Origin of the sequence: Nocardioides sp. NBC_00850 (genome assembly GCF_045207335.1) — a bacterium.
Lineage (GTDB): Bacteria > Actinomycetota > Actinomycetes > Propionibacteriales > Nocardioidaceae > Nocardioides.
Genome location: NZ_CP108845.1, coordinates 4,112,419 through 4,139,416, shown reverse-complemented (window position 1 = coordinate 4,139,416; position 26,998 = coordinate 4,112,419). Strand labels below are relative to the sequence as shown.

Below are 26,998 nucleotides of genomic sequence, written 5' to 3'. Positions count from 1 at the left end.
GAGATATGACCGTGCCGGAGGTACTGCGGCCCTATGTCACCTCGCTGGTCACCTACGACGTGGATTTCGGGGCGCCCGGGGTGCATCGGGGGATGCCGTCGACCGAGATCACTTTCGTGCTGGCGGTCGATGAGCCGCTGGTGACCTCGTGGGGGAGCGGGACCGAGCCGGTGACGGCGTGGTCGCTGGTCTCAGGGCTGCACACCCGGCCGGCGGCGATCCATCATCACGGCTACCAGCGGGGCGTACAGCTGGGGCTGACGACGGCCGGCGTGCGGGGGCTGTTCGGGATGCCGGCAGCGGCGTGGCGTGGCGAGCTCCTCGCCCTCGACGACGTCGCGGCACCCGGTGGCGTACGTCATCTTCCGGAGCGGCTGGCCGAGGCTGATCCGCGGCAGTGGGCGCGGTTGGTCGTGAGCGGTCTGGTCGAGGCGCTGGCGCGGCACGGTGAGCCCAGACCGAGGGCAGAGGTGGGCCGCGCGCTGGCGCTGCTGACCGGGGGAGCCGGGGTGCAGGAGGTGGCCGACGACGTCGGCTACAGCCGCCGGCGGATCAGCGACCTGGTGCGCGCCGAGACCGGGGTGGCGCCGAAGCAGTTCCAGCGGCTGGCGCGCTTCGACCGCTCCCGCGGACTCGTCGGCCGGATGCCGCTGGCCCGGGCGGCGACCGCCTGCGGCTACGCCGACCAGGCGCACCTCACCCGTGAGTGGCAGGAGTTCGCCGGCTGCACACCGACGACCTGGCTGCGCGAGGAGTTCCCATTCGTTCAAGACGTGGCCGAGGCGTCAGGGGTTGACTCGGATGCATGACCATTGAGCAGACGAACGACGTAGCGAAGATCAAGTACTGGCAGTCGATGGCGTTCCAGGACGCCGAGACGATGATGACGTGGCTGAGCGCAATCGGCTTCGTCGAGCACGCCACCTACCGCGAGGGCGGCATCGTGCACCACGCGGAGTGGCTCTGGCCCGGGGGAGGCGGGCTGATGTTCGGACAGGTACGCGAGGACGGCGGCATCAAGAACACCGGTGCGTCCTCCGCCTACCTGGTCACCGACGACCCCGACGCCGTCTTCGACAAGGCCGTCGCCGCCGGCGCCACCGTGGACCGGCCGATGGTCGACCAGGACTACGGCGGCCGCGGCGGCACCGTGACCGATCCCGAGGGCAACTCCTGGTCCATCGGCAGCTACCAGCCATCGTGATCGCCAGGCGATATCGCACACCATGGTCGCCGACCGCGATAGCGCACCACAGGCGCTGAGACGAGGAGGCTCCGGAGGCACCGACCCTTTAGCCTTGGAGGCATGACACAGACCGGGCACGCAGGGGGAGGGCTGTCGGCTCTGACCGGCCCGGTCGAGATCGTCGGTGTCGGCCTGCTCGGCACCTCGGTCGCGCTCGCCTGCGCTTCCGCCGGCCTCGACGTGCTGCTGAGCGACTCGGTCGCGAGCCACGTACGCACCGCGACCGGCCTCGGCGCCGGCCGCCGCCGCAAGCCCGGCGACACGCCGCAGCTGGTCGTGGTCGCGGTCCCGCCGGCGCACCTCGGCGAGGTGATCGCCCGAGCGCTCGCCGACAGCCCCGACGCCGTCGTGACCGACGTCGGCAGCGTGAAGGCCTCGCCGCTGGCCTACGTCCGTGAGCACAGCCCCGACGACGTACGACGCTACGTCGGCGGGCACCCGATGGCCGGCAGCGAGCGCTCCGGGCCGCTGGCCGCGACCGCGACTCTGTTCGAGGGACGGCCCTGGGCGGTCACGCCGCATGCGGAGGCCGACCCCGAGGCGACCGAGCTCGTCGGCGAGCTCGCCACGCTGTGCGGAGCCGTTCCGCTGACCCTCAGCCCGGAGGACCACGACCAGGCTGTCGCCCGCACCTCGCACGTGCCGCACCTGATGGCCGCCCTGGTGGCCGGCCGCCTCGCGGTGGCACCCGAGGGACACCTCGGCCTCAGCGGCCAGGGGGTACGCGACGTGACCCGCGTCGCCGCCGGCGACCCCGGCCTCTACGGCCAGATTGTGGCCGGCAACGCCCGCGCGGTGACCGACCTGCTGACCGAGGTGCGCGCCCAGCTCGACGAGATGATCGCGGCGGTCGGCACCGGTGACGCGGCCGCCCTGGACGTACTGCTCAAAGAAGGTCAGGCCGGGACAAGGGCGATCCCTGGCAAGCACGGCCGGCCGCAGACCGCGCAGGCGACCATCTACGTCACGGTGCCCGACGAGCCCGGCAACCTGGCCCGTCTCTTCGCCGACGCGGGGGAGAGCGGCGTCAACATCGAGGACGTACGCATCGACCACGACCCCGGCCGCCCGGTCGGTGTCATGGAGCTGATCGTCGCCGACGACGCGGCCGACCGGATGCAGACGGTTCTGGAGTCCCGGGGTTGGGTCGCTCACCGGTAGGCTCCCGCCCGTGAGCAGCAGCAATCCCACCACTGACCCCGCAAGCATCGTCATCGCCGTCGACGGCACCTCCGGCTCCGGAAAGTCGAGCACCTCGCGCGGGGTCGCCGACCGCTTGGGCATGCGCTTCCTCGACACGGGTGCGATGTACCGGGCGATGACCTGGTGGATGCTCAGCAACGACATCGACGTGCACGACGCGGACGCGGTCGCCGCCGCGGCCGGCAAGCCGGTGATCACCTCCGGCACCGACCCGCTCGGCCCGACGATCGCCCTCGACGGGGCCGATGTCTCGGTCGAGATCCGCAGCGACCGGGTCAACGCGGCGGTGTCACCGGTCGCCACCGTCCCCGAGGTCCGCGCCCGGCTGGTCGCGCTTCAGCAGCAGGAGATCCGGGAAGCGCTCGCCGCCGGCTCCGGCATCGTGGTCGAGGGCCGCGACATCGGCACCGCGGTCTGGCCCGAGGCCACCCTGAAGCTGTACGTCACCGCCGACCCCGCCGCCCGCGCCGCCCGGCGCGCGGCCGAGGAGGGCGGCACCGACGCAGAAGCCGTCCGCGCGTCGCTGGAGAACCGCGACAGGATCGACTCCACGAAGGGCGGTGCGGCGGTGCCGGAGGGCGCCACCCACCTCGACACGACGCCCTACACGCTGGAGGAGGTCATCGACCTCGTCGTCGATCTCGTCCAGAAGGCGGGGGAGTGAGCGCGAGCCCGCACGCGGGTACGCCCCGCACCGAGCTCCCGTTCTTGGATGAGGTGCCGCATCCAAGCCGGTGGGCGCTCTATCACCTCAACGTCTACGCCCGGTGGCTGATCCGGCGCCGTTTCGACGTCCGGCTGCACGAGACGGCCAACATCCCCGAGACGGGGCCGGTGGTCTTCGCCTCGAACCACGTCGGCATCATCGACGGTCCGCTGCTGGCGATCTTCACGCCGCGTCCGGTGCATGCGCTGACCAAGTCGGAGATGTTCGAGCACTGGTTCCTCGGTCCGTTCCTGCGCTGGGCGGGCCAGATCCCGCTGTACCGGTTCGGCAGCGACCCGGCGGCGGTGAAGCTGGCGTTGCGGGTGCTGCGTGAGGGCAACGCGATGGGCATCTACCCCGAGGGCACCCGCGGCGCGGGCGACCTGGTGCGGTTCAACCGCGGAGCGGCCTATTTCGCCCTCGCCTCCGGTGCTGTCGTGGTGCCCGTGACGATGGTCGGCAGCCGCGAGCCGGGCGGTGCCATCTCGTCATTGCCGCACAAGGGTGCGCGCATCGACATCGTCTATGGCGAGCCTTTCGCCGTCGAGCGCGTAGGCTGGCCGCGTACGAGGGAACAAGTCGGGCTTGTCTCGGGTTTGATCCAGAAGCACATGCAGGTCCAACAGGACCATGCCTTGGCGTTGACCGGTCGCGAACTGCCCGGTCCGCTACCTAGCGAGGAGAACAATGACTGACCCCGACGTTTCGTACGAGGACGTACGGAACTTGACCGAGACCGACGAGACCCCGACCGGCCCGCTGCCGGTGCTGGCGGTCGTCGGCCGCCCGAACGTCGGGAAGTCGACCCTGGTCAACCGGATCATCGGTCGTCGCGAGGCCGTCGTCCAGGATGTCCCCGGAGTGACCCGCGACCGCGTCTCCTACGACGCCGACTGGAACGGCAAGGCGTTCACGCTGGTCGACACCGGCGGCTGGGACCCCGACGCCCAGGGCCTGGCCGAGCGGATCGCCGCCCAGGCCGAGATCGCGGTCTCGCTGGCCGATGCGGTCCTCTTCGTGGTCGACGCGACGGTCGGCATCACCGACTCCGACGAGGCAGTCGTACGCATCCTGCGCAAGTCCGGCAAGCCGGTCGTCCTGGCCGCCAACAAGGTCGACGACATGCGCACCGAGGCCGAGGCCGCCGCGCTGTGGAACCTCGGGCTCGGTGAGCCCTGGCCGGTCTCCGCGCTGCATGGCCGCGGCTCGGGCGACATGCTCGACGCGATCCTCGCGGTGCTCCCCGACCCGCCGCCGCTTCCCGAGGGCACCGAGATCGGTGGCCCGCGTCGGATCGCGCTGGTCGGCAAGCCCAACGTCGGCAAGTCGAGCCTGCTGAACAAGCTGGCCCAGGAGGAGCGGGCGGTCGTCGACAACGTCGCCGGCACCACGGTCGACCCGGTCGACGAGCTGATCGAGCTCGGCGGCCGCGAGTGGCGCTTCATCGACACCGCCGGGATCCGCAAGCGGGTCAAGGAGGCCTCGGGCCACGAGTACTACGCCTCCCTGCGCACCACCACCGCGATCGACCGCGCCGAGGTGGCCGTGCTCGTCCTCGACGGTGGCGAGAAGATCTCCGAGCAGGACATCCGCATCCTGCAGACCGTCCGCGAGGCCGGCCGCGCCCTGGTGATCGCGTTCAACAAGTGGGACCTCGTCGACGAGGACCGCCGCTGGCAGCTCGACCGCGAGATCGAGCGCGATCTCGTCCAGGTGCAGTGGGCCCCGCGGATCAACATCACCGCCCGCACGGGCTGGCACGTCGACCGCCTCGTCCCCGCTCTCGACAAGGCCCTCGAGGGCTGGGAGACGCGGATCGGCACCGGTGCGCTCAACTCGTTCCTCGGCCGCCTCGTCGCCGAGCACCCGCACCCGGTCCGGTCCGGCAAGCAGCCGAAGATCCTCTTCGGCACCCAGCCCTCGACCGCGCCGCCGACGTTCGTCCTGTTCACCAGCGGAAAGCTCGAGGCCTCCTACGAGCGCTTCATCGAGCGTCGCCTCCGCGAGGAGTTCGGCTTCGTCGGCACACCGATCGTGCTCCAGCAGCGGGTTCGGGAGAAGCGCAAGCGCTAGTCCTCAGGTGGGGCGGGCGTCAGCTGACCGTCCGCCCCTGCCTGCACCCAGCCGTTGTTCGCGGCGTGCCAGCCGAGCTGCATCCGGGTCTCCACGCCGGCCAGGTCGAGCAGCGCCCGCACCCTGCGCTGCACGGTGCGCAGCGACGTACCGAGCTGTTTGGCGACTGCCTGGTCGGTGAGCCCGGCGAGCAGCAGTCCGAGGACCTGCGCGTCCTCGTCGTCCACCTGCTGGGCGACGTCGCCGGTGAGCCCTGAGGTGCCCACCAGCATCGGTGTCGCCTGGTCCCACACGTTCTCGAAGAGGGCGATCAGCGCGTCGAGCAGGGTGCTCTCCCGGACCAGCAGCGCACCGACGACGTCGCCGGAGGAGGTCAGCGGCATCAGGGCGAGCCGCCGGTCCACGATGATGAGCTTGAGCGGCACCTGATCGGCGAACCGGACCTCCTCGCCCGCGTCGGTCGCCTCGATCGCCTCATCGACCGTCACGTCGTGGCTCTCCAGCATGCTGCGTTCCACGACGACGCGGTACAGCACGCCGCGCGCGACCGCCTTGTTCTCGGCTGAGTTCTCCTGGCTGGAGGTCACGATCACCGGCGGGCGGACGAACGCGTCGACGCGCTCGCGCGCGCCGAGCTGGACCTGCTCGAACCGGTGCCGGACGGCATCCTCGCCATGGATGACGTCGACCACGTCCGTGGGGCCACGGCCGGCGGCGGCCACCCGGTAGGCCTCGTCGAGGCGGCTGAGCTCGATCTCGGCATGCCGCACCTCGTCCTGCTGTCGGGCGAGCAGTGCGCCGAGCGCGATCGCGGGCGGGGCGGCGGCGAAGCGCCGCTCGTCCCCGGTGATCCGAGCGGCCAGGCCGTGCTCCTCGAGCCGGCGCAGCAGTAGATGAGCCTCTCCCGGGGAGGTGCCGAAGGCGCTGAGGGCGGCCGCGAACTCGGCGGCGGTGGCGGAGGGCATGGAGATGAGCTCGCCGTAGGCGAGGGTCTCATCAGGGGTCAGACCGAGCACGTCGCCGAGCATGTCACTTCTACGACAGAACGAGTGCGTTCCACCGCTGACGGAGGCTCGCCATGCCGTAAAACCGCCACGACATGGCTCTTGTCGCCTGTCGCGTCCGATTGACAAGGTCCATCTCCATGAGACCCCCAACCAGATCCGGCCGCTCGGCCGCCACCAAGGCCGTCGCGGCTGCAGCTGCCGCGACTGCCCTGGTCGCGACCATGGCCACCAGTGCGCACGCGACCCCAGGCGCCGACCCCACGCCTGAGGCCCCCAAGACCGACGCCGGCGCCACCACGGCCGGCACGGCGCCACGTACGCCCGCCCTCGACGACGGACGGACCACGATCACCCTCGTGACCGGCGACGTCATCGACGTGACCGCGACCGACGACGGCGTCCTGACCCTCGGGTTCGACTCCGCCGGCGGTGCCATCGAGACCCAGCAGGTGGGCGATCACCTCTATACGATCCCCACCGCTGCCAAGCCCTACCTGGCCGCGGGCACCGTCGACCGCCGGCTGTTCGACGTCACCGGGCTCCTCGAGATGAGCTACGACGACGAGACCGTCGACGCCACTCCGCTGATCCTGGAGCAGACCTCGACCCGTGCCAAGGCGGCGAAGCTGCCGGGCGCCGAGCGTACGCTCGACCTGCCCAGCATCGACGCCGACGCCGTCGCGGTGAGCAAGAAGAAGTCGTCCGCGTTCTGGTCCGCGGTGGCGGCGACCGACGGCGGGGCGTCCGCGCGCGCCGCGGGTCCGGCCGGGAAGCTCGGCGGCGGCGTCGAGAAGATCTGGCTCGACGGCAAGGCCGAGACGACCCTGGACCGCAGCACCGCGCAGATCGGTGCGCCCGAGGCGTGGGCCGCGGGCTTCGAGGGCAAGGGTGCGACCGTCGCGGTCCTCGACACCGGCATCGATGCCACCCACCCCGACGTGGCCGACCAGGTCGACGAGGCGCAGTCGTTCGTTCCGGGGTAGGAGGCCACCAGCGACGCGCACGGTCACGGCACGCACGTCGCCTCGACCGTCCTGGGCACCGGCTCGGCCAGCGAGGGTCTCTACAAGGGCGTCGCCCCGGGCGCCGATCTGCTGGTCGGCAAGGTCCTCGACAACGCCGGCTACGGCCAGGACTCCTGGATCATCGCCGGCATGGAGTGGGGTGCGGCGAACGCCGACATCGTCTCCATGAGCCTCGGCGACTCCAGCCTCAACGACGGCACCGACCCGATGGCGCAGGCACTCAACGCGCTGAGCGAGGAGACGGGTGCGCTGTTCGTAGTCGCGGCCGGCAACAGCTACGCCGAGGGATCGCTCGGCAGCCCCGGCACCGCGGACGCCGCCCTCACGGTCGGTGCGGTGGACGACGGTGACGTACGCGCCGACTTCTCCAGCTACGGCCCTCGGGTCGGTGACCACGCCATCAAGCCCGACCTGACCGCGCCCGGGGTCGGGATCGTCGCGGCCCGCTCCCAGCAGTCGTCCGGCGATGGTTGGTACCGCTCGATGGACGGCACCTCGATGGCCACCCCGCACGTCGCGGGAGCCGCCGCGATCATCAAGGGCGCCCACCCCGACCTCACCGGTGAGCAGCTCAAGAACGTCTTGGTCTCCTCAGCCGCGGACATCGACGCACCGGCGTACGAGGTCGGCACCGGCCGCCTCGACGTGCCCGCCGCTCTCGACGGCGTGGACGGCTCCGGCGACGGGTTCCTCGGCTTCTACGGCTGGCCGCACGAGGGCGACGAGCCCGTCAGCGAGACCGTCACGTACACCAACTCCACCGACGCCGACGTGACCCTCGCGCTGAGCACCGACGTCGTCGGGCCCGACGGCAAGGCGAGCGACCTCGTCTCGCTCTCGGCCGACCAGGTGGTCGTCCCGGCCGGCGGCAGCGCCGAGGTCACCATCACGGCGGACGCCGACGCCGCTCCGCTCACCGGCAAGTACAGCGGCGCCGTCGTCGCGACGGACGCCTCCGGCGAGATCACCGTGCGCACCGCGACCGCGCTGGTCAAGGAGGAGGAGCGCTACGGCCTCGACATCACTCTGCTCGACCGGTCCGGCGAACCAGCCAGCGGCTACGTGACCTTCTACCACTACGGCGACGAGTACGTCAGCAATCTGCCCATCGACCCGGCCACCGGCAAGGTCGCGGCGCAGCGCCTGCAGCCCGGCGTCTACTCGGCCACTGCGTTCCTCGAGGTCGAGGGCTCGCAAGGGGACGGCTCGACCGGCGTCGCGCTGGTCGGTGACCCGCAGATCGTCATCACCGACGCGGACCAGTCGCGCGTCTTCGACGCGAGCGAGGCGACCGAGCTGACTCTCGAGACGCCCAAGGAGAGCGACGTCGACTACCGCCGCTTCCAGTTCTTCAACGACTCGGGTATCGACGACCCGCTCTCGAGCCTCAGTGCCTCGCGCGCCGTACCGGCCGATGTCGACTCGTTCTATGCCGTACCCACGGGTGAGGTCGACAGCGAGCAGTTCGACTTCGCCGTACGTTGGAGGGCCACCGAGCCGGCACTCGACGTGACCGCGAAGAGCTCCCGGCCGCTTGCGTTCGACCCGGTCTACCAGGTCGGCTCGGCCAAGCTCGACGGTCGCGTCTCGCTGCGGGCTGTCGCGGCCGGCAAGGGGGCGAGTGCTGACTATGAAGGCGTCGACGCCAAGGATCGGGCTGTTCTCGTGACCCGGGACGACGCCGTCACCGCCGCGGAGCGGGAGGCTGCCGCCCAGGCAGCCGGTGCCGCCCTGCTCGTGGTCGTCAACGACCGCCCCGGATCCCTGGTCGACTACGCCACCCAGGCTGACCTGCCGGTCGTCTCGGTGTCGCAGGCACAGGGCGCGAAGCTGCTCGCCGCGGCGGAGAAGGGGCGAGTGACCCTGACCGGTGATGCCGTGGAGTTCCCCACCTACCTCTACGACGTGGCGAAGAGCTGGCCCGGTGAGATCCCGGCGGACCTGGCGCTGGCCCCGACCTCGCGGCAGCTCGCCACGGTCAAGAGCCGCTACAACGACACCGAGCAGCGTCTGGCTGTCGACAACCGCGCCGACTGCCGCGGCTACCAGTGGCCGCCGTGTCTCTCCTTGTTTGCGCTGCAGCCCACGGCGACCGAGCGGACCGACTACGTCTCCACCTACGACGACGTGACCTGGTACGAGGCCGTGGAGCACGAGAGCACCTGGGAGCAGCGCGGCGTGCGGGAGGCCTACGAGCCGCGCACCACCACCGTGCGCAACTGGTTCGCTCCGGTGACCGCGCCCCGCACGGGCGACGGCTACTGGGGTCCGCGGCACAGCGGTGACTGGTTCGCGGTCAACGTGGCCAACGCCAGCGGCCCGGCCGGGATCACCGGCGGGTTCCCGTGGGGCGAGACCCCCGTCGAGTCGCGGCTCTACAGGGGCGACACCCTCATCCGGAAGAACATCGGTCAGGCGGTCCAGACCAGCGTTCCGGTTGCCGAGGGGCCACAGACGTACCGGTTCGAGATCGACACCGACGCGGCTGCCGAGACGCACCGCTACTCGACCAGCACCCGTACGTCCTGGGAGTTCGTCGCTGATCAGGCGGACCCGGTCCCGGACGGTGAGGCCGGTACGCCGCTGCCGCTGCTCCAGCTCGACTACGACGTCGACACGGCGCTGGACGGCACGGTGCGCGCCGGTTCCGAGGTCCCGTTCGCGGTGGTGCCCTACACGGTGCCGGGCGCCGAGCGCGCCGGTTCGGTGAAGGCGGCGACGCTGGAGGTCAGCTACGACGGTGGCTCGACCTGGACCGCGGTGAAGCTGCGCAAGGACGGTGACCGTTGGGAGACGCGCCTGCGGATCCCAGCCCGCGGCGCGGACCTGGTCTCGCTCCGGGCCACCGCCCGGGACGACGCCGGCAACACGGTGACCCAGAAGGTCGTCTCGGCCTTCGGGGTCAAGCGCTAGCAGCCCACAAGAGTTCAGGCCCGCAGGTCACCGGTGGTGACCTGCGGGCCTGACGTACGTCTTCGGACCGGGCTCAGGCGGCGGAGCCGTCCGCGGCGACCGACGGGGGCTTGACCTCGAGACGCTCCAGCACGCCCTGGTAGAGCTTGGTCAGGGCGGCGACCTCCTCGGCGGTGAATGCATCGAACATGACGTGGCGGATCAGCTTCACGTGCTCGGGAGCAGCGGCCTCGATGGCCTCCAGCCCGGCCGGCGTGAGATCGACGAAGGCACCACGCCGGTCATCGAGGCACTCGCGGCGCTCGACGAGGCCGCGCGCGGCCATCCGCATCACCTGGCGCGAGAGCCGGCTCTTCTCCCACTGCAGCTTGTCGCCGAGCTCGTACATCCGCAGCGAGCGGTCGGGGACGTCGGTCAGGTTGACGAGGACGTCGTAGTCGGCGAGGGAGAGGCCGTTCTTGGCTTGGAGGTCGCGGTTCATCCGCGAGGTGAGCTGTGCGTTGACGGCGAGCCAGGCACGCCACGCGACCTGTTCGTCGTTACTGAGCCACTTGACCTCATCCATGAGGCATACCTTACCGAGTCGTAGCTCGCGCTTTCAGCACCGCCGCCCGCCTCCGGCAACTGTTGACGCAGAAACTAGACTGGATCTGAGACGTCATGGCATGAGGAGAGCACGATGAGTATCGACATGGACTTCATCACGAAGGACCGTGAGCGGATCAGGAAGGAGTACCTCCGCGAGGAGGGCACCCGCCCGGCCAGCACGGCCCGCGGCATCCACCACGCCGCGCTGCTCTCCTCGGACGTACGCAGGTCGATCGACTTCTACCAGGGCCTCCTGGAGTTCCCGCTGACCGAGATCTTCGAGAACCGCGACTATGCCGGCTCCGACCACTTCTTCTTCGACGTCGGGGCGGGCAACCTGCTGGCCTTCTTCACGCTTCCCGGGCTCGACCTGGGCCCGTACGCCGAGGTGCTCGGCGGGCTGCACCACATCGCGATCTCCGTGACGCCTGAGAAGTGGGACTATCTGCGCGCCAAGCTCGACGTCGCCGGCGTCGACTACATGGTCGAGTCCAAGTCGTCGCTCTACTTCATGGGGCCCGACGGCGAGCGGCTCGAGCTCCTCGCCGACCCGCTGGGGGAGATGTACGGCACCAAGGTGCTCTGAGACCCTGCGCAGCCGGGACGGGCCAAGGTACGGCGGAGTGGCCCGTCCCGGCCGCGCTCAGGGACGGTCGAACGGGTCCTCGGGCACCTCGAGCTCGAGCTGCTCGGCGTAGACCTGCTCCTCGGCCCTCCGGTCGGCCAGCCACGCCGTCAGCGCCACGACGACCAGCTGCGAGCGGGACTCCGCGGCCATCTCGTGGACCATGGCGTCCAGCACGTCGACATTCGTCGCCAGCAGACGCAGGGGCATCGTGACGTACGGGTCCTCGAGCCGTTTCGGCTGTGGGACGGTGCGCATGAAGGTGCCGTCGGATACGGGCCTGGTCTTCTCGCGCAGCGCTGCCTGGTGGGCGCGCAGCAGGACCGGCAGCCGGGGGCGGGTCGCCGCGACGGCGTCGAGCATGACGTCGACCAGCGAGCGCGGGACCTCCTGGCTGTAGGTCTTCCACTGCGCCGCCAGGGATGCCGGCACGGAGAGGCTGATCGCCTGCACCGGCATGCCCTGGCGCCGCCCGGCGCCCTCCCGCTTGGACTTGGTGCGATGGGCCGGGGTGCCCTTGCGGGAGATCGGGTCGAGCTTGCTGGTTGGTGCTGTGTTGCCCGGGGCTGTGTTGTCAGCAAGGGGGAAGTCCGACACGGTGAGCTCCTGTGGTGGGTGTGATCCATGTGTCAGGAGTGATTCTGTCGGACAGCACCGACAGTTTCGTGAGGGCGGGTGTCAGATCACCATGCTGAGCGCCAGTACGAACACCAGACCGGACACCGAGAGCACCGTCTCCATCAGCGACCAGGACTTGATCGTCTGGCCGACGTCGAGGCCGAAGTACTCCTTGACCAGCCAGAACCCGGCGTCGTTGACGTGGGAGAAGAACACCGAGCCGGCGCCGACCGCGAGCACGACGAGGGAGACCTCGGCGGCGGGCATGTTGGCGACGAGGTCGACCACCAGCGACGAGGCGGTGATGGTGGCGACGGTCGCGGAGCCGGTGGCGAGGCGGATGAGGACCGCGAGCACCCAGGCCAGCACGATCGCGGACACGCCGGAACCCTGGGCCCAATCGGCGAGCTGGGTGCCGATGCCGGTGTCGATCAGCGACTGCTTGAACCCGCCACCCGCGGCGACGATGAGCAAGATGCCCGCGATCGGCGGCAGCGACATCTCGACCGTCTTGGCGATCTGGCGGCGATCCATCCCGGACCCGCGGCCGAGCGTGAACATGGCGACGATGACCGCGATGGTCAGCGCGACGAGCGGGTAGCCGATCACGTCGAAGACCTGCTGGACATTGTTCTCGGGGTCGTTGATGACGATGTCGACGATCGCCTTGGCGAGCATCAGCACGAGCGGCAGCAGGACACTGAACAGGGTGACGCCGAAGGAAGGGCGACGGGTGTCGCCTTCTGGGTTGGTCACCGGAGTGGCGTCGAAGGTGTGCGGCGCGTCGACGACGACCCAGCGGCCCGCGAGCTTGCCGAACAACGGCCCGCTGACGACGATGACCGGGATGGCGACCAGTACGCCGAGCGCGAGCGTCGTGCCGAGGTCGGCCTGCAGCGCGCCGATCGCGGCGAGCGGACCCGGGTGCGGCGGCACCAGGCCGTGCATCGCCGAGAGGCCCGCGAGGGTGGGGATGCCGACGGTGATCAGCGAGACCTGCGCGCGACGGGCGACCAGGTAGATGACCGGCATCAGCAGCACCAGGCCGATCTCGAAGAACATCGGCAGGCCGATGATCGCGCCCACGAGCGCCATCGCCCACGGCAGCGTACGAACCGAGGACCTGCCCACGATCGTGTCGACGATCTGGTCGGCACCGCCGGAGTCGGAGAGGAGCTTGGCGAACATCGCGCCCAGCGCGATCAGCAGGCCGACGCTGGTCGCTGTCGCGCCGAAGCCTTCGCCGAAGGAGGTGATCACGTCCATCACGTTGCGTCCCGCCAGCACACCGACCGCGACGCCGCCGAGCAGGAGCGCGAGGAACGGGTGCAGCTTCACGTAGGTGATGAGGATGACGATCAGGGCGATCGAGGCCAGCGCGGCGGCGAGGAGTACGCCGCCGGAGGCGACCGGTGCGACCGGCTCTGGCGCAGCGAGGAGGATCATGCCGCCGCCTCCGTCGTGAAGAGCGAAGAATACGGACGCGGCGGCCTGATGTTGATGTTCACTCGCTTGCGCTCGTTCATGCCGACTCCTTGGAGATCATGGTGGGGGTCAGGTTCTCGGTGGTGAGGTAGCGGTCGACGATCGCGTCGATGTCCTGGTCGATGTCGATGGTCGTGCCCTGCTCGTCGGGAGCGAGTGGCTCGAGGGTCGCGAACTGCGAGCGGAGCAGCGACGGCGGCATGAAGTGCCCCGCGCGGGCGGCGAGGCGTGCCTCGACCACCTCCGGGGTGCCGCTGAGGTGGAGGAGCCGCAGGCCGCGGGCGCGGCTGTGGAGCAGATCGCGGTAGCTGCGCTTGAGCGCCGAGCAGCTCAGCACCGCCCCGGTCTGCTCGTGCTCGGCGAGCCAGCCGCCGAGCGTCTCCAGCCAGGGTTGCCGGTCGTGATCGTTCAGCGCACGGCCCGAGGCCATCTTGGCGATGTTCTCCGGCGGGTGGAAGTCGTCGGCGTCGGCGAAGGGGACCCGGAGGCGCTGGGCGATCGCAGCGCCGACGGTCGACTTGCCGGAGCCGGAGACTCCCATGACGACGAGGAGGGGGTTCTGTGTCACGCGTCACAGGGTGCATCAAAAGGCATCCGTTTGGCAAGGCGGGATGTCATAAAGGATTCTGATTACGTCGCGTTCGGACTGTGCGACGATGCCGCAGTGACGACTTCCAGCGGTGATGCCGTACATCGACTGCACCAGAGCGTCCGAGACGCGCTCGGACGCAGGATCGTCTCCGCCGAGCTGCCACCAGGGGCCGTTCTCACGCTGGAGGGGATCCAGGCGACGTACGACGTCTCGCGCCCGGTCGCACGCGAGTCGGTGCGCGTTCTCCAGGCGATGGGCATGGTCACGACCCGGCGACGTGTCGGGATCACCGTTCTCCCGCGGCAGGAGTGGAACGTCTTCGACCCGCTGGTCATCCGCTGGCGGCTCGACGGCGAGGGCCGGCGCGAGCAGCTGCTGTCACTCTCTGAGCTGCGGCTCGGGTTCGAGCCGATCGCGGCCCGGCTCGCCGCCGAGCGGGCCGAGCCTCAGCACCACGGCGACCTCGCCAGATCCGTCGCCGACATGGTCGTCCACGCCGCCGCCGGCGACCTGGAGGCGTATCTCGAGGCCGACACGACCTTCCACCGAGTCCTGCTCAACGCCTGCGGCAACGACATGCTCGCCGCGTTCGGTGACCTCGTCGCCGAGCTCCTCGCCGGACGTACGCACCACCACCTGATGCCCGACAAGCCGAACCCAACTGCCATCGAGCTGCACGAGAAAGTAGCGATCGCCGTGCGCAACGGCGACCCGGCAGCCGCTGAGGAAGCCATGCGCGCCATCATCGACGAAGCCGCCGAGGCCCTCGCCTCCGCTGACGACCCGCCGGACGGGGATACCGATTGGTGAGCGTGTGACGCCGTGCGGTAATGTTCGGATCGCTTCGAGCGGAGAAATCCACTCGCAGTTTCGGGCTGTGGCGCAGCTTGGTAGCGCACTTGACTGGGGGTCAAGGGGCCGCAGGTTCAAATCCTGTCAGCCCGACAGATCGCCCCTGACCTGCTCATGCAGGTCAGGGGCGTTTTTGCGTCTGTCCGCGAGTTCACCACGTTGCCCGTTGGTGGGGCCATGGGCCCATTCTGGGCTCACGAGGTCGAAATGCGTCTCCATCCGCAACGGGTGATCCGCTGGGCCCGTCTTCGCGGTTGTACTGGAGCAGTCGCGCTCCGATGTGTGTCGGGGGCGGAGAAGGGAGATTGACATGTGTCGTTGGCTCGCATACTCAGGTTCGCCGGTGCTCCTGGAGGACCTTCTGTTCAAGCCGGAGAACTCGCTCGTGGTGCAGAGCAAGCACGCACGGCTGGGCGTGGAGGCGGTCAACGGTGACGGCTTCGGTGTCGGCTGGTACGGCGCCCAGGACACCCCAGGGACCTACCACAGCATCGAGCCCGCCTGGAACGACCGCAACCTCCGAGAGCTCTCGGCCCACGCTTCCGCCGGTCGGGTCTTCGCGCACATCCGAGCGACGACCGGCACGGCGGTCCAGCAGACCAACTGCCATCCCTTCCGTCACGGCCGCTGGCTTTGGATGCACAACGGGGCCATCGCCGACTTCCCGTTGCTGAAGCGCGACCTGACCCTGGCCGTCGGCCCCGGGCTGTTCCCCGACATCGAGGGATCGACGGACTCGGAGCTGTTCTTCTTCCTCGCCCTGACCTTCGGACTCCAAGAGAACCCGCCGGAAGCGGTGGCTCAGGCAGTTGGCCTCATCGAGGAGACGGGGCGACGCCACGGAGTCGAATACCCCATCCAGATGTCGGTGGCGACCACCGACGGGGACACCACGTGGGCATTCCGATACTCCAGCGAGGGCAGGTCCCGATCGCTGTTCCACAACACCGACGTCGCCACACTCCGTCTCCAATACCCCGACAACCCAGTACTGCATCAGCTCTCCGATGACGCACGCCTCGTAGTGTCCGAGCCGTTGGGGGACTTGCGGGGGGCGTGGCGGGAAGTGCCGGAGTCCTCCTGCCTCATCGTCAAGGGTGGCCACGAGGAACTGCAGGAGTTCTCACCTTCGCCTGCCCGTGCGCTGGAATGACGTAGCTAGCGGAGGGGTCTGAGGGCTCAAGACCTGCGTGTACGCCGGTCAGAGGCGCTTCTGTTCCTTGAACCAGATACCGACTCCGGGAGGCGTCGAAGCGGCGGCCGCACGCGTCAACGACTGGCCAATTCGAGACCGCTGAATCACCCGACGTGGGTGATGAGAGAAAGCTCAGACGGCTCTAGGCTTCCAGCGATCCACGACTGGAGGAGGCGGAACCTGCGATGCGAATCTTGCGCGCACGACGAGGCGACGACCCAGACGTGCGTCGGCTCCGGATGAGGCAGAAGCTGGCATCGATCAGCGACGACTTCGGGATCGAGGACGTCTCCGGTGCGGTCGTCGCCCTCGAGTCGTTGACCGGCTGATTGCCGTGACGCTCCGCGTGTCCGAGCCGGCGAAGTCATGACCGAGGGTCGGCAGAACGGCAAGAGGCTCCTCGGTCGGGTCGCCGGCGCGGTGACGGAAAGGGTCGTCGTCACCGTCGACCCCGATATCGTCCTGGAACACGTCGACCTCAACGCGCTGCTCAGCCGGGTGGACCTCGATGCGGTCCTGGCGCGGGTCGATATCGATGCGTTGCTCGCACGGGTCGACCTCAACACGCTCCTCGCCGACGTAGACCTGGACGCCCTGCTGAGGAACGTCGACCTCGAGGCGCTCGTACGCCGCTCCGGCATCCCCGACATCGTCGCGGAGAGCACCTACTCGATGGCTGGTTCCGCCCTCGACCTCGCCCGGCGACAGTTGGTGGGGCTCGACGTCGTCGTCGACCGGGTCGTGGATCGGCTGATGCGTCGGAGCGAGGACGAGCGACGGGAAGGGCCGCCCAACCTGGTTGCGGCCCAGCGAGGGGCGTCCGACCCAGGAACGGCAGCACGATGACCCGCCGGGTGCGCCGCTCGGTGTCCGGACACTACGCGGGAGCGATCAGCAGGGCAGTTGCCGCTGCCATCGACGGCCTTCTCATCGCCGGCCTCTACACGCTGGGCGTCGCCGGTTTCGGCTACCTGCTCGACATGTTCACGTCCACGTCGCTCACCGGCGACCGCTCGACCCTGCTGGGGATCGCTGCTTTCGCGATCTGGGCCTTCTCCTACGTCTTCATCAGCCTCGCCATCACCGGCCGGACGATTGGCAAGGGACTGACCGGACTGCGCGTCGTACGCGCCGACGGCACTGCACCAGGGGTGCGCACCATGTTCGTCAGGACGCTGGTGTTTCCCCTCAGCGTGATCTTCTTCGGGATCGGCCTGCTCCTGATCGTGGTGCAGCGTGAACATCGTTCTGTCCACGACTTGATCGCCAAGACCTGTGTTGTCTATGACTGGGGGGACCGGAGCGCTGAGATGCCGGGACCACTCTCGGACTTCCTCAACCGCGCCCAGTCGGACTCCCCGCAGCGCTGACGAAACCCGCAGGGTGGCCAGGGAATCGCGACTCCGTCGCCCTGACGTGTGGTGCCAATCCTGGGTAACCCGCGTCGGAACGCCGCCCGAGTCATCCACATCGGATGACGCGTGGACAGGGCTCCGCCGCCGATGATGGCAAGGACGTGGCGCCTCAGGGGTGCCTGCAACCAGCAGAGCAGGAGGTGGTGGCATGACCGACCAGATGACCGTGCACGAGAGTGAAACCCTTGACGAGCTCGGCCCTGTCGACTGGATCGTGGTGGAGTTCCCCGGCAGCCGGTTCAACGGCGAGATCGCGCCGACACTGATGGACCTCGTCGACCGAGGAATCATCCGGATCCTCGACCTGCTGATGATCCGTAAGGACGAGGACGGATCGTTCGATGCGTTCGAGATCAGCGACCTCGACGAGGGCGAGATCGGGGGCATCCGGGACTACGAGACCGAGATGGCCAACCTGCTGAGCCAGGAGGACGTGGAGTCCGTCTCGGCGGCCGTCGAGCCGGGCAGCACCGCCGCGCTGTTGGTCTGGGAGAACACCTGGGCCGCACCGTTCGGATCCGCGGTGCGTCACGCCGGGGGACAGCTCGTCGCGAGTGGCCGTATCCCCGTTCAGGCGATTTTGGCCGCTATCGAAGCAGATCTCGAGGAGGAGGACTGACATGCCATTGCGACGCAGGGCACGACGGGGAGTCATCGGCCCCGCACCAGTTGCCAGAACGGCCGCTGTCGTAGGTACCGCCGCCGTCGTCACCCACGGTGTACGCCGGCGGGGTGATCGCCGCGAGGACCGCCGAGACGACCGCCGAGACCGACGACGTTGATATCCCCTCGACTGATGTCCACCGGCTCCGCCCAGGACCTCCTGGCCTCCACCTGAGCGCGGCAAGAAGCGTACGTTCGTCCATCAATCGTTGCGCAGACGGACCTCGGACCAGTCGAGGCCGTCGAGATTGACGACGATCGCCTCCTGCGTGGTGCGGGCGATCACGACGACGGCCTCGGTGTCGGTGTCGGGGTTCTCCTCGCGGTGGGGGACCCACGGTGGCACGAAGACGTAGTCGCCGGGGCCGGTCTCCACGCGGGTCTCGACGGGCTCGTCTCCCTCGGTGTCGAGGAAGACGAAGACCGGGTTGCCGGAGACGACGTAGATCGCGGTCTCGGAGGCGCCGTGGTGGTGGTTGGCAGAGGCGGTCGAGGCGGGGACATGGGTCTGGCCCATCCACAGGTTCTTCGCGCCGACGGTCTTGCCGCTGACCGCCTCGAGTCGTCGCATCCCGGAGGTCTGCCCGGTCTGGTCGACCAGACCGGAGGGAGCCACGTGGTGGAGATGCCGATGGAAGGCGTCGATCTCGGCGGGAACGAGGACACCGCTAGGAGTACGGATGTAGTCCCCCTCGGAGGACCCGGCGGGTACGTGAACGGCGGACATCAGGCTCCTTTGGCCAAGGTGAGGACGGGGTCGTTGCCCGGCAGGGCGAGCAGTGGTCGCAGGACCGCGGCCACCTGGGCGGCCGTCTCCTTGGGCAGGCCGGGTCGGGTACAGACGTAGAGCGGCAGCGGGTCGGGTGTCGGTAGGTCGGGCACCCGGACCAGGCCTTCAGGAGTCTCGCCGAGGGTGGCCATGAGTGCGACGCCGAGGCCGGCGCCGACAGCTGCCTGAACACCGGCCAGCTGGATGGCCTCGGCACCGATGGTTGCCGGGATCGAGTGATCGGCGAGCGTCTCCAGCGCCCGGCTACGAAGCGCGCACGGTTCGTCGAAGGCGACGACGGGCACGGGGCCGGTCGACGCCGGGCGACGCCAGGAGTGGGAGGCGAACCAGGTGAGGGTCAGGTCTCCGACATAGAGGGCCCGGGGATCGTCGGCCTGCTGGATCAGCAGGGCCAGGTCGACGCCACCGGTGCTGAGGCCCTCGCGCAGCTTGTTGCCGCGGTCGATCCGGAATCGGAAGTCGCGCTTCGGCACCGACTGTGCCAGCGCTCTGGACACGTTGGGCAACAGCTGCGCGGCGGCGTGCTCGGTCGACCCGATGGTGACCGTGACCGGGGTGTCGGCGGGGGAGGGACGGAACTTCGCCACGGTCTCATCATGCAACGCGATGATCCGGCGCGCCTGCGTCAGGAGCACCGCCCCGTCCGCGGTGAACCGGGACCCACGACCTTGCCGCTCGACCAGCGTGCGTCCGATCGCGGACTCCAGGCGGCGTACGTGCTGGCTGACGGCGCTCTGTGTCAGGTGCAGCGCGGTGGCGGCCCGCTGGAAGCCGCCGAAGTCTGCGACGGCGACGAGGCTGCGCAGAGGGGCGATATCCAGATTCTGACTCATGTCGATCAGAGTAATACACAATTGATGAGCGTTCGTGATGGTTCAGCATCGTGGAACGTCGTTGGACCCGGTGGCATTTGTCTATCAAACTCATAGACATAAGGCTCTCTGGGAAGAGGGCCACCGCGGGCTGACAACCGGCCGCGGCTGACCACCACGGAGGCAGCATGTCCCGACGCACGATCAAGCTGGGCGCCGTTCCGTACGGCACCGGCGGTCCGGGCCAGCACCGGCTCTGGCTCGACCCGGAGATCCCGGGCGACGCGAGCGTGGACATCTACTGGTTCATCCAGACGGCCAAGCTCGCCGAGCAGGGCCGCTTCGACCTGATGTTCGTCGTGGACAGCCAGTTCATCACCCCGCACAGCCCGCCGCACTACCTCAACCGTCTCGAACCGCTCACCCTGCTCTCCGCGGTGGCCACCCACACGAAGCATCTAGGTCTGGTCGGCACCGCGACCACGAGCTTCAACAGCCCGTTCAACCTGGTACGCCGCTTCGCCTCCCTCGACCTGATCAGCCACGGTCGCGCCGGGTGGAATGTGGTCACCACCGGTGACGCCGGTACCGCGACCAACTACGGGCTCGATGAGCACTACGACTACGACACCCGCTACGGCCGCGCCCAGGAGTACGTCGAGCTCGCCCGGGCCTTGTGGGACTCCTACGAGGACGACGCGTTCGTACGCGACCGTGAGACCGCCCGGTTCCTCGACCCCGACAAGCAGCACGCGCTGAACCACGAGGGCACCTACTTCAAGGTCGCCGGCCCGCTCAACCTGCAGCGCAGCCCGCAGGGACATCCGGTCATCTTCCAGGCCGGCGACTCCGACCAGGGCCGCGACCTCGGTGCGTCCGTAGGGGAGGGGATCTTCACCCATGCTCCCGACATCGGCAGCGGCCAGGCGTTCTACGACGACATCAAGACCCGCGCCCGCCGCTTCGGCCGCGACCCGGACGAGCTCGTGATCATGCCGGGGGTGAAGGTCGTGGTCGGCGACACCGACGAGGAGGCTCGTGAGATCGAGGCCGCCGACCATGAGCGCGACCACGGCTTCGCGGAGGCCCTCGCCGAGTTCGGCCGCCCCTTCGGCTGGCACGACTTCCGCCAGTACGACCTCGACGCACCGTTCCCGGCCGAGGCGCTCGAGCACGGCGAGCGGTCCTTCTTCACCCAGGCCCAGAAGGTCACTCAGCGTGCGGTCGAGAACGGCTGGACGCTGCGCCAGACCGTGGAGGCCACCCGGGTCTTTCGCAAGTCGGAGTTCGTCGGCAGCCCCGAGACCGTCGCCACCAAGCTGCAGGAGTGGTGGGAGGCGCGTGCCTGCGACGGCTTCAACATCGGCGTCGATCACCCGGCCAACTTCAAGCGGATCGTGGAGGAGGTCATCCCGATCCTGACCGAGCGCGGCGTCTTCCGCCGCGAGTACGAGGCCACCACCCTGCGCGGAAACCTCGGCCTTCCGGTCCCGGAGAACCGCTACACCCTCGCTCGCCGCACCGCGACGAGCTGACCTCCAGAGCGCTCGGGCGCCGACCCCACACCCACCTCACCGCCAGAGACGACACAGGAAGACCGATCACTCCCATGGCCAACAAGGCACCCGCTCCCACGCGCAAGCTCTCGACCACGTCATCCACGCCGACCCTGAGCCGGCGCAGCCTGCTCGGCCTCACCCTCGGCGCCGCGGCCGTGTTCGCCCTGGAGGCCTGCGGCTCCGAAACCGGCGCCAGTACGTCCGGTGGACGGATCACCTGGGCCTGGCAGCTGCCCACCACCTGGGACCCGGTTACCTCCTCGGCCGGCTCCGACGTCCAGATGCTGGCGCTCGTCTACGAGGCCATCACCGGCCTCGACGAGAAGGGCAACCCGGTGCCGTGGCTGGCCGAGAAGTGGACGTACAACTCCCAGGGGACCCAGGTGACCTTCACCCTGAAGAAGGGGTTGAGGTTCAGCGACGACACCCCACTGGACGCCGCGGCGGTGGTCAAGTCCATCGAGCGCGGCCGGACCACCGACGGCTCCCTGATCGCGCCCCAGATGGTCGGGATCACCAAGGTGACCGCCTCCGGCGACCTCGACGTCGTGCTCGACCTGGCCGAGGTCGACTACCAGATCCCGGCCCTGTTCGCGGGCAAGACGGGCATGGTCGTCAACCCGGCCGCCTTCGAGAAGGACGCCGCTTCCCTGGCCACGAAGCCGGCCGGCTCGGGGCCGTTCAGCCTGACCACGTACGTCCAGAACGACCACGCGGAGCTGGTGAAGAACGCCCACTTCCAGCTCGCCGACGAGATCGAGGTCGACGAGTTCCATCTCTACCCCCAGCCCGATCCGGCCACCGCGGTCGCCTCGGTCCAGTCCGGCCAGTACAACGTCGCCCGCATCTCCGGCGCCCAGGTCGAACAGGCCAGGCAGGCCGGCCTCGAGGTCCAGATCCTCGACTCGATGTTCGTCTCCTGCCTCGACGTACACGCCGGGAAGAAGCCCTTCGACGACCCCGCGGTCGTCGAGGCGCTCAAGCTCGGCATCGACCGGGAGAAGATCAAGAAGGTCGCCAACTTCGACATCGGCGAGGTCAACTACCAGCCCTTCCCCAAGGGGTACGTCGGCTACAACCCCGAGCTCGAGGGCGTCTACGAGTACGACCCGGAGAAGGCGAAGCAGGTCCTCGCGGACGCCGGCCACACCGGCCCGGTCAAGGGCGAGTTCACCAGCAGCGGCCAGGCCGCGGCCGCCGTCGAGCTGATCCAGGCCCAGCTCAAGGAGATCGGGATCGAGCTCACGATCAAGTCGATCCCTCAGACCCAGCACACCCAGCTCGTCTACATCGAGCACTCCCAGGCGCTCACCTACGACGGTTTCGCCGGCCGCGAGTCGCCGGTGCAGGCCTTCCAGGTCCTCTTCGGCAAGGAGGGCCTGATGAACCCGAACCGGGCCACGAACCCCGACCTGGAGGCGCAGCTCAAGAAGGTCCGGGCCACCCCGACCGACGACCCCGCCTACCCCTCGGTCCTGCAGGAGGCGACGAAGATCGCGATCACCAGCTTCCCCAACACTTTCCTCTACAACGCGCCGCGGATCATCGCCCGCAAGAACGCCTCCGCGCTGCCCGCCTCGCCGAGCCTGCAGCGCTTCGAGGGGGTGACGACCTCGTGAGCGTGGCCCAAGCCGCCTCCTCCAACGCCGCGTACGCCGACTCGCATTCGGACGCAGCAGCGGCACGACCGACCGCCGGCGCGGTCGGCGGCTGGGTCCGCCGCATCCTCAACCTGGTCGCGATCACCGCAGCCGTGCTGCTGCTGGCCTCGGTCATCACCTTCGCGCTCGGGGCGATGGCGAAGACCAACCCGGCCGCGGCGGTGCTCGGCGAGACCGCGACCGAGGCCGACATCGCCCGGCTCGACCACCAGTTCGGTCTCGACCGCCCGCTCGTGGTCCAGTACGCCGACTGGCTCGGCTCAGCGCTGCAGGGCGACCTCGGGGTCTCCTGGTTCACGACCGTCCCGGTCGCCGACAGCATCGCCCAGGCCCTGCCGGTCGACCTCTCGATCGCCCTGCTCGCCATCGTGCTGGCGATCCTGATCGGCGGGGCGGCCGGGATCGGCGCGGCGCTGAGCAACGGGGGAGTCGTCGACCGAGCGGTCACCGTCGTCTGCTCCCTGCTCGGCACGCTGCCGCCGTTCGTGATCGGGATGGCGCTGATCGTGGTGTTCGCGGTCAAGGTCAAGCTGCTTCCCGCCGGCGGCTACGTACCGATCGGGGAGAACCCGGCCGAGTGGCTCCGCTTCGCGATCCTGCCCTCCCTCGCGCTCAGCCTCGACGTGGCGGCCTCGATCGCCCGGCAGCTGCGCACCTCGCTGGTCGGGGCGCTGCGGGAGAACTATGCGATCGGCGCCCAGATGCGCGGCTTCGGTCGCCGGCGGGTCCTGTTCGGTCACGTCCTGCGCAACGCCGCGGCCCCCACGCTGGCCGTCATCGGCCTGGCGATCCCGCTCGTCATCGGCGGTGCCGTCATGACCGAGAAACTCTTCGGCCTGCCCGGCATCGCCCAGCTCGCCCTGCAGTCCTCGGAGAAGGGGGACGTACCCGTGGTCCTCGGCACCCTGCTGGTCACCGCAGTCGTCGTGGTCATCGCCAGCCTGGTGGTCAACGTCGCCCAGGCCGCGCTCGACCCGGCCGCCCGCGGCACGAAGGGCGGGAGGCGATGAGAACGCTCAAGGCCCTGTGGGCCCAGCCCGCCAGCCGGTTCGCCTTCGCGGTCCTGACCGTGATCGCCTTCCTGGTCGTCTTCGGCGGCGCCCTGGCGCCGTACGACCCGCTGCGGCAGTTCAGTGACGAGGTGCTCCAGGCCCCGTCCGGGAAGCACCTGCTCGGCACCGACTATGTCGGACGCGACGTCTTGTCGCGGCTCATGGCCGGCACCCGGCTCTCGGTGGTCGGCGCCCTGGAGGCGGTCGCGATCGCGGCTGTGCTCGGCGTCCCGTCAGGGCTGGCCTCGGCCTGGATGGGCAGGGTCGGGGAGTGGGTCTCGCTGCGGATCGCCGACACCCTGATGATCCTGCCGTTCACCGTCTTCGCCATCGCCGTGGCCGGCACCATCGGCAACGGGCTGCAGCAGGCGATGGTCGCGGTCGGCGTCCTGATCAGCCCGATCTTCTTCCGGGTCACCCGGGCGGTGGCCCTCGGCCTTCGCCGGACGCAGTACGTCGAGGCCGCCGAGCTGATGGGTGCGAGCCAGTGGTGGACGCTGCGCAAGCACATCTGGAGCAAGGTGCTTCCCAACGTCGCCGTCGCCGCCGCGCATGCCACCGGCGCCAGCCTGCTGGTCGTGGCTTCGCTCTCGTTCCTCGGGATCGGCGTCCAGCCGCCGGCCCCGACCTGGGGCGGGATGCTCTCGGCCGACCTCGGCTACCTCGCCCAGCAGAGCTGGGCACCGATCTTCCCGGCGCTCCTGATGATGGCGACCGTCGGCTCCCTCAACATCCTGGCCGACGGCATCCGTGACGCCGGCACCCAGCGCCGCCGCCCGTCCCGGGCACGTTCGCGGAAGGAGACCGTCGATGTCGCAGTCTGAGTTCGACACGTACGCCACCAGCCCCCGCACCCTCACCGTCGAGGACCTGCAGGTCAGCGTCGGCGACCACCTCGTCGCCGTGAAGGGCGTCTCCTTCCAGATCCGCCGCGGCGAGGCCGTCGGCCTGGTCGGCGAGTCCGGCAGCGGCAAGACCCTCACCTGCCGCGCCGTCCTCGGGCTGCTGCCCGAGACCGGTGAGGTCGACGCCGGCACCATCACCCTCGGCGAGGGAGCCGCCGCCGTCCACCTCACCGGCGCCGCACGCCCCACCTGGGACCGCGTCCGCGGCACCCGCATCGGCGCCGTCTTCCAGGACCCCGGCTCCTATCTCAACCCCAGCATCAGCGTCGGCCGCCAGCTCGTCGAGCAGCTCCGTGTCCGCGGCGGACTCGGAAGGACCGAGGCCCGCGCACGTGCCGTCGAGCTCTTCGGCGAGGTTGGCCTCCACGACCCCGCGGGCGTCTTCCACCACTACCCCCACCAGCTCTCGGGCGGGATGCTCCAGCGCGTGCTGATCGCCATCGCCGTCGCCTGCGATCCCGAGCTGCTCATCGCCGACGAGGCCACCACCGCCCTCGACGCCGTCATCCAGGCCGAGATCCTCGAGCTCATCGCCCGGCTTCGCCGCGACCACGAGCTCTCCCTGCTGCTGGTCACCCACGACCTCGCGGTCGTCGCCGAGACCTGTGACCGGATCCTGGTGATGTACGGCGGGGAGATCGTCGAGTCGGGTCCGACCGAGCAGGTGCTCACCGACCCTCGCCATCCCTACACCCGGGCCCTGCTCTCGGTGGCCACCATCGGCGACTGGTCCCGTCGCACCCTCGAGATCATCCCCGGCCAGCCGCCGGCAGCGGGGGAGCGGATGCCGGGTTGCCGGTTCGCCCCGCGCTGCCGGTACGCGGCCCAGGCGTGCCTCGGGGCTCCGGTGCCCCTGACCGAGATCGGGCCCGGGCGCAGTGCTCGCTGCGTACGTCTGGACGAGCTGGTCACCGACGCCTCTCCCATCCCGGATCGAATCGAGGCCTCCGCATGAGTACGCCGCTGCTGAGCATCACCGACCTCTCGGTCACCTACGCGCCTCCGCGCCAGGGCACGCACCTCGGCACCGGTGCCGCACTGCGAGACGTCAGCCTCGAGGTCCGCACCGGCGAGATCCTCGGCATCGTCGGCGAGACCGGATCGGGCAAGACGACCCTCGCCCGCGCCACCGTCGGCCTCGTCGCGCCGGCAACCGGGTCGATCGTCTTCGACGGGGCCGACATCGGCGGGTTGACGGGGGCCGCGCAGCGCCGGTTCCGTCGCAGCGGCCAGGTCCAGCTCCTCTTCCAGGACCCGCTGCGCTCCCTCGACCCCGACCTGACCGTCAACCAGATCGTCTCGGAGCCGCTGGCCGTGGGTGGCGTACCCCGGAGCAAGCAGCGCGCCCGGGTCGAGGAGGCCATCGGGCTAGTCGGCCTCGACCCCGCTGCCATCGGCGACCGGCTCCCGCGCCAGCTCTCCGGCGGTCAGCGGCAGCGCATCGCGCTGGCCCGCGCCATCGTCACCCGCCCCAAGCTGCTCTTCTGCGACGAACCGGTCAGCGCCCTGGACGTCTCCAACCGCAACCTCGTCCTCAGCCTGCTGGACCGGCTACGCCGTGAGCTCGGCCTCGCCGTCGTGATCATCGCCCACGACCTGTCCTCCCTGGCCGGGATCGCCGACCGGATCGCTGTCTTCTACCGCAGCCGGCTCGTCGAGACCGGCCCCGTCGAGGAGGTCCTGACCCGCCCGGCGCATCCCTACACCGGGCTCCTCACCGCCTCCGCGCCCTCGGTCGGTCACGAGGACCGGCTCCGTCCGGCCGACATCCGGCCCGCGCCGGACGCCGATCCCTTCCCCGACGGACCCGGGGCCTGCGTGTTCGCCACCCGGTGCCGGTTCGCCCACGACGCCTGCCGGCAGCAGCCGTCCACCCTGCCGCTGCCGGGTGCCGCCGAGCGGAGCGCCGCCTGCCACGTCGCCGCCACCTGGCTCGCCAGGGAACCGGCTTGAGCCGTCCTACCACCAACTCACCGTCAGCGACCTTCCGGCACTCCGCCGGCAGACGAAAGG

General features: G+C 69.7%; 27 protein-coding genes and 1 tRNA gene. 21 read left to right on the top strand and 7 right to left on the bottom strand.

Annotation, left to right across the window (positions count from 1 at the left end):
- Positions 1-5 precede the first annotated feature (5 nt).
- From OH802_RS20120 to der, 6 genes are all read left to right on the top strand, one after another.
- A complete protein-coding gene (locus OH802_RS20120; protein ID WP_406021411.1) occupies positions 6-809 on the top strand; it encodes a helix-turn-helix domain-containing protein in 804 nt (267 codons plus the stop codon).
- On the top strand, positions 806-1,204 hold the full coding sequence (locus OH802_RS20115; RefSeq protein WP_406021409.1) for a VOC family protein: 399 nt from the start codon (positions 806-808) through the stop codon (positions 1,202-1,204). Before OH802_RS20120 ends, OH802_RS20115 begins: the two co-directional genes overlap by 4 nt.
- Before the next feature lie 102 nt (positions 1,205-1,306).
- Complete coding sequence (locus tag OH802_RS20110) at positions 1,307-2,407, top strand: prephenate dehydrogenase (protein ID WP_406021407.1); 1,101 nt, start codon at positions 1,307-1,309, stop codon at positions 2,405-2,407.
- Positions 2,408-2,417: 10 nt separating this feature from the next.
- A complete protein-coding gene (cmk, locus tag OH802_RS20105; protein WP_406021405.1) occupies positions 2,418-3,113 on the top strand; it encodes a (d)CMP kinase in 696 nt (231 codons plus the stop codon).
- Between the two features lie 53 nt (positions 3,114-3,166).
- The gene (locus tag OH802_RS20100) at positions 3,167-3,850 is read left to right on the top strand and encodes a lysophospholipid acyltransferase family protein (protein WP_406029358.1); all 684 of its coding nucleotides are present in this window, start codon (positions 3,167-3,169) and stop codon (positions 3,848-3,850) included.
- On the top strand, positions 3,843-5,228 hold the full coding sequence (der, locus tag OH802_RS20095) for a ribosome biogenesis GTPase Der (RefSeq protein WP_406021403.1): 1,386 nt from the start codon (positions 3,843-3,845) through the stop codon (positions 5,226-5,228). The genes OH802_RS20100 and der overlap by 8 nt, the downstream gene beginning before the upstream one ends.
- On the opposite strand, the gene OH802_RS20090 is transcribed toward der, so the two are convergent.
- Positions 5,225-6,256, bottom strand: a complete 1,032-nt coding sequence (locus OH802_RS20090) for a helix-turn-helix domain-containing protein (protein ID WP_406021401.1) — start codon at positions 6,254-6,256, stop codon at positions 5,225-5,227. The genes der and OH802_RS20090 overlap by 4 nt on opposite strands.
- Positions 6,257-6,372: 116 nt before the next feature.
- On the opposite strand from OH802_RS20090, the gene OH802_RS20085 reads away from it, so the two are divergent.
- Positions 6,373-7,218, top strand: coding sequence for a hypothetical protein (locus tag OH802_RS20085; RefSeq protein ID WP_406021399.1), 846 nt, complete (start codon positions 6,373-6,375; stop codon positions 7,216-7,218).
- A 51-nt stretch (positions 7,219-7,269) separates the two neighbouring features.
- Positions 7,270-10,173, top strand: a complete 2,904-nt coding sequence (locus OH802_RS20080) for a S8 family serine peptidase (protein ID WP_406029356.1) — start codon at positions 7,270-7,272, stop codon at positions 10,171-10,173.
- A 73-nt stretch (positions 10,174-10,246) separates the two neighbouring features.
- Here the strand turns inward: OH802_RS20080 and OH802_RS20075 are convergent, their stop codons facing one another.
- Positions 10,247-10,738, bottom strand: coding sequence for a MarR family winged helix-turn-helix transcriptional regulator (locus tag OH802_RS20075; protein ID WP_406021397.1), 492 nt, complete (start codon positions 10,736-10,738; stop codon positions 10,247-10,249).
- Positions 10,739-10,852: 114 nt separating this feature from the next.
- Here OH802_RS20075 and OH802_RS20070 point away from each other — a divergent pair, with 114 nt between their 5' ends.
- Positions 10,853-11,347, top strand: a complete 495-nt coding sequence (locus OH802_RS20070) for a VOC family protein (protein ID WP_406021395.1) — start codon at positions 10,853-10,855, stop codon at positions 11,345-11,347.
- Positions 11,348-11,404: 57 nt separating this feature from the next.
- Here the strand turns inward: OH802_RS20070 and OH802_RS20065 are convergent, their stop codons facing one another.
- The 3 genes from OH802_RS20065 to OH802_RS20055 all read right to left on the bottom strand — a co-directional run bounded on the left by OH802_RS20065 (position 11,405) and on the right by OH802_RS20055 (position 14,030).
- Positions 11,405-11,983 carry a hypothetical protein gene (locus tag OH802_RS20065; protein WP_350658041.1) on the bottom strand — a complete coding sequence of 193 codons (579 nt, stop codon included), beginning with the start codon at positions 11,981-11,983 and terminating at the stop codon, positions 11,405-11,407.
- Positions 11,984-12,064: 81 nt separating this feature from the next.
- The gene (locus OH802_RS20060; RefSeq protein WP_406021393.1) at positions 12,065-13,450 is read right to left on the bottom strand and encodes a GntP family permease; all 1,386 of its coding nucleotides are present in this window, start codon (positions 13,448-13,450) and stop codon (positions 12,065-12,067) included.
- Between the two features lie 76 nt (positions 13,451-13,526).
- A complete protein-coding gene (locus tag OH802_RS20055; RefSeq protein WP_406029354.1) occupies positions 13,527-14,030 on the bottom strand; it encodes a gluconokinase in 504 nt (167 codons plus the stop codon).
- Between the two features lie 123 nt (positions 14,031-14,153).
- On the opposite strand from OH802_RS20055, the gene OH802_RS20050 reads away from it, so the two are divergent.
- The 6 genes from OH802_RS20050 to OH802_RS20025 all read left to right on the top strand — a co-directional run bounded on the left by OH802_RS20050 (position 14,154) and on the right by OH802_RS20025 (position 18,162).
- Positions 14,154-14,891 carry a FadR/GntR family transcriptional regulator gene (locus OH802_RS20050; protein WP_406021391.1) on the top strand — a complete coding sequence of 246 codons (738 nt, stop codon included), beginning with the start codon at positions 14,154-14,156 and terminating at the stop codon, positions 14,889-14,891.
- A 61-nt stretch (positions 14,892-14,952) separates the two neighbouring features.
- A tRNA-Pro gene (locus OH802_RS20045) sits at positions 14,953-15,026 on the top strand.
- Positions 15,027-15,276: 250 nt separating this feature from the next.
- A complete protein-coding gene (locus tag OH802_RS20040) occupies positions 15,277-16,086 on the top strand; it encodes a class II glutamine amidotransferase (RefSeq protein ID WP_406021389.1) in 810 nt (269 codons plus the stop codon).
- A gap of 408 nt (positions 16,087-16,494) precedes the next feature.
- Positions 16,495-16,974 carry a hypothetical protein gene (locus OH802_RS20035; RefSeq protein WP_406021387.1) on the top strand — a complete coding sequence of 160 codons (480 nt, stop codon included), beginning with the start codon at positions 16,495-16,497 and terminating at the stop codon, positions 16,972-16,974.
- Positions 16,971-17,498, top strand: a complete 528-nt coding sequence (locus tag OH802_RS20030) for an RDD family protein (protein WP_406021385.1) — start codon at positions 16,971-16,973, stop codon at positions 17,496-17,498. The genes OH802_RS20035 and OH802_RS20030 overlap by 4 nt, the downstream gene beginning before the upstream one ends.
- A 193-nt stretch (positions 17,499-17,691) precedes the next feature.
- Positions 17,692-18,162 carry a DUF6325 family protein gene (locus OH802_RS20025; RefSeq protein WP_406021383.1) on the top strand — a complete coding sequence of 157 codons (471 nt, stop codon included), beginning with the start codon at positions 17,692-17,694 and terminating at the stop codon, positions 18,160-18,162.
- 246 nt (positions 18,163-18,408) lie between these two features.
- On the opposite strand, the gene OH802_RS20020 is transcribed toward OH802_RS20025, so the two are convergent.
- Both OH802_RS20020 and OH802_RS20015 read right to left on the bottom strand, forming a co-directional pair.
- Entirely contained in the window at positions 18,409-18,933 is a 525-nt protein-coding gene (locus OH802_RS20020) for a cupin domain-containing protein (RefSeq protein WP_406021381.1), read from the bottom strand.
- The gene (locus OH802_RS20015; RefSeq protein WP_406021379.1) at positions 18,933-19,829 is read right to left on the bottom strand and encodes a LysR family transcriptional regulator; all 897 of its coding nucleotides are present in this window, start codon (positions 19,827-19,829) and stop codon (positions 18,933-18,935) included. The genes OH802_RS20020 and OH802_RS20015 overlap by 1 nt, the downstream gene beginning before the upstream one ends.
- 167 nt (positions 19,830-19,996) lie before the next feature.
- Between OH802_RS20015 and OH802_RS20010 the strand changes: the two genes are divergently transcribed.
- From OH802_RS20010 to OH802_RS19985, 6 genes are all read left to right on the top strand, one after another.
- Positions 19,997-21,343 (top strand): LLM class flavin-dependent oxidoreductase, encoded by a 1,347-nt coding sequence (locus OH802_RS20010; RefSeq protein WP_406021378.1) that lies wholly within the window; start codon positions 19,997-19,999, stop codon positions 21,341-21,343.
- Positions 21,344-21,417: 74 nt separating this feature from the next.
- Entirely contained in the window at positions 21,418-22,986 is a 1,569-nt protein-coding gene (locus OH802_RS20005; protein ID WP_406021376.1) for an ABC transporter substrate-binding protein, read from the top strand.
- Positions 22,983-24,038 carry an ABC transporter permease gene (locus OH802_RS20000; protein WP_406021374.1) on the top strand — a complete coding sequence of 352 codons (1,056 nt, stop codon included), beginning with the start codon at positions 22,983-22,985 and terminating at the stop codon, positions 24,036-24,038. The genes OH802_RS20005 and OH802_RS20000 overlap by 4 nt, the downstream gene beginning before the upstream one ends.
- Positions 24,035-24,904, top strand: a complete 870-nt coding sequence (locus tag OH802_RS19995) for an ABC transporter permease (RefSeq protein ID WP_406021372.1) — start codon at positions 24,035-24,037, stop codon at positions 24,902-24,904. The genes OH802_RS20000 and OH802_RS19995 overlap by 4 nt, the downstream gene beginning before the upstream one ends.
- Positions 24,891-25,940 carry an ABC transporter ATP-binding protein gene (locus tag OH802_RS19990; RefSeq protein WP_406021370.1) on the top strand — a complete coding sequence of 350 codons (1,050 nt, stop codon included), beginning with the start codon at positions 24,891-24,893 and terminating at the stop codon, positions 25,938-25,940. The genes OH802_RS19995 and OH802_RS19990 overlap by 14 nt, the downstream gene beginning before the upstream one ends.
- On the top strand, positions 25,937-26,938 hold the full coding sequence (locus OH802_RS19985) for an ABC transporter ATP-binding protein (protein WP_406021368.1): 1,002 nt from the start codon (positions 25,937-25,939) through the stop codon (positions 26,936-26,938). The genes OH802_RS19990 and OH802_RS19985 overlap by 4 nt, the downstream gene beginning before the upstream one ends.
- Positions 26,939-26,998: the final 60 nt, after the last annotated feature.

Bases quoted from the DNA above. Each gene is read 5' to 3' on its own strand.
- OH802_RS20120 (WP_406021411.1), top strand. From the start codon at position 6: ATGACCGTGCCGGAGGTACTGCGGCCCTATGTCACCTCGCTGGTCACC.
- OH802_RS20115 (WP_406021409.1), top strand. From the start codon at position 806: ATGACCATTGAGCAGACGAACGACGTAGCGAAGATCAAGTACTGGCAG.
- OH802_RS20110 (WP_406021407.1), top strand. From the start codon at position 1,307: ATGACACAGACCGGGCACGCAGGGGGAGGGCTGTCGGCTCTGACCGGC.
- der (WP_406021403.1), top strand. From the start codon at position 3,843: ATGACTGACCCCGACGTTTCGTACGAGGACGTACGGAACTTGACCGAG.
- OH802_RS20090 (WP_406021401.1), bottom strand. From the start codon at position 6,256: ATGCTCGGCGACGTGCTCGGTCTGACCCCTGATGAGACCCTCGCCTAC.
- OH802_RS20085 (WP_406021399.1), top strand. From the start codon at position 6,373: ATGAGACCCCCAACCAGATCCGGCCGCTCGGCCGCCACCAAGGCCGTC.
- OH802_RS20075 (WP_406021397.1), bottom strand. From the start codon at position 10,738: ATGGATGAGGTCAAGTGGCTCAGTAACGACGAACAGGTCGCGTGGCGT.
- OH802_RS20070 (WP_406021395.1), top strand. From the start codon at position 10,853: ATGAGTATCGACATGGACTTCATCACGAAGGACCGTGAGCGGATCAGG.
- OH802_RS20060 (WP_406021393.1), bottom strand. From the start codon at position 13,450: ATGATCCTCCTCGCTGCGCCAGAGCCGGTCGCACCGGTCGCCTCCGGC.
- OH802_RS20055 (WP_406029354.1), bottom strand. From the start codon at position 14,030: ATGGGAGTCTCCGGCTCCGGCAAGTCGACCGTCGGCGCTGCGATCGCC.
- OH802_RS20035 (WP_406021387.1), top strand. From the start codon at position 16,495: ATGACCGAGGGTCGGCAGAACGGCAAGAGGCTCCTCGGTCGGGTCGCC.
- OH802_RS20030 (WP_406021385.1), top strand. From the start codon at position 16,971: ATGACCCGCCGGGTGCGCCGCTCGGTGTCCGGACACTACGCGGGAGCG.
- OH802_RS20025 (WP_406021383.1), top strand. From the start codon at position 17,692: ATGACCGACCAGATGACCGTGCACGAGAGTGAAACCCTTGACGAGCTC.
- OH802_RS20020 (WP_406021381.1), bottom strand. From the start codon at position 18,933: ATGTCCGCCGTTCACGTACCCGCCGGGTCCTCCGAGGGGGACTACATC.
- OH802_RS20015 (WP_406021379.1), bottom strand. From the start codon at position 19,829: ATGAGTCAGAATCTGGATATCGCCCCTCTGCGCAGCCTCGTCGCCGTC.
- OH802_RS20010 (WP_406021378.1), top strand. From the start codon at position 19,997: ATGTCCCGACGCACGATCAAGCTGGGCGCCGTTCCGTACGGCACCGGC.
- OH802_RS20005 (WP_406021376.1), top strand. From the start codon at position 21,418: ATGGCCAACAAGGCACCCGCTCCCACGCGCAAGCTCTCGACCACGTCA.
- OH802_RS19995 (WP_406021372.1), top strand. From the start codon at position 24,035: ATGAGAACGCTCAAGGCCCTGTGGGCCCAGCCCGCCAGCCGGTTCGCC.
- OH802_RS19990 (WP_406021370.1), top strand. From the start codon at position 24,891: ATGTCGCAGTCTGAGTTCGACACGTACGCCACCAGCCCCCGCACCCTC.
- OH802_RS19985 (WP_406021368.1), top strand. From the start codon at position 25,937: ATGAGTACGCCGCTGCTGAGCATCACCGACCTCTCGGTCACCTACGCG.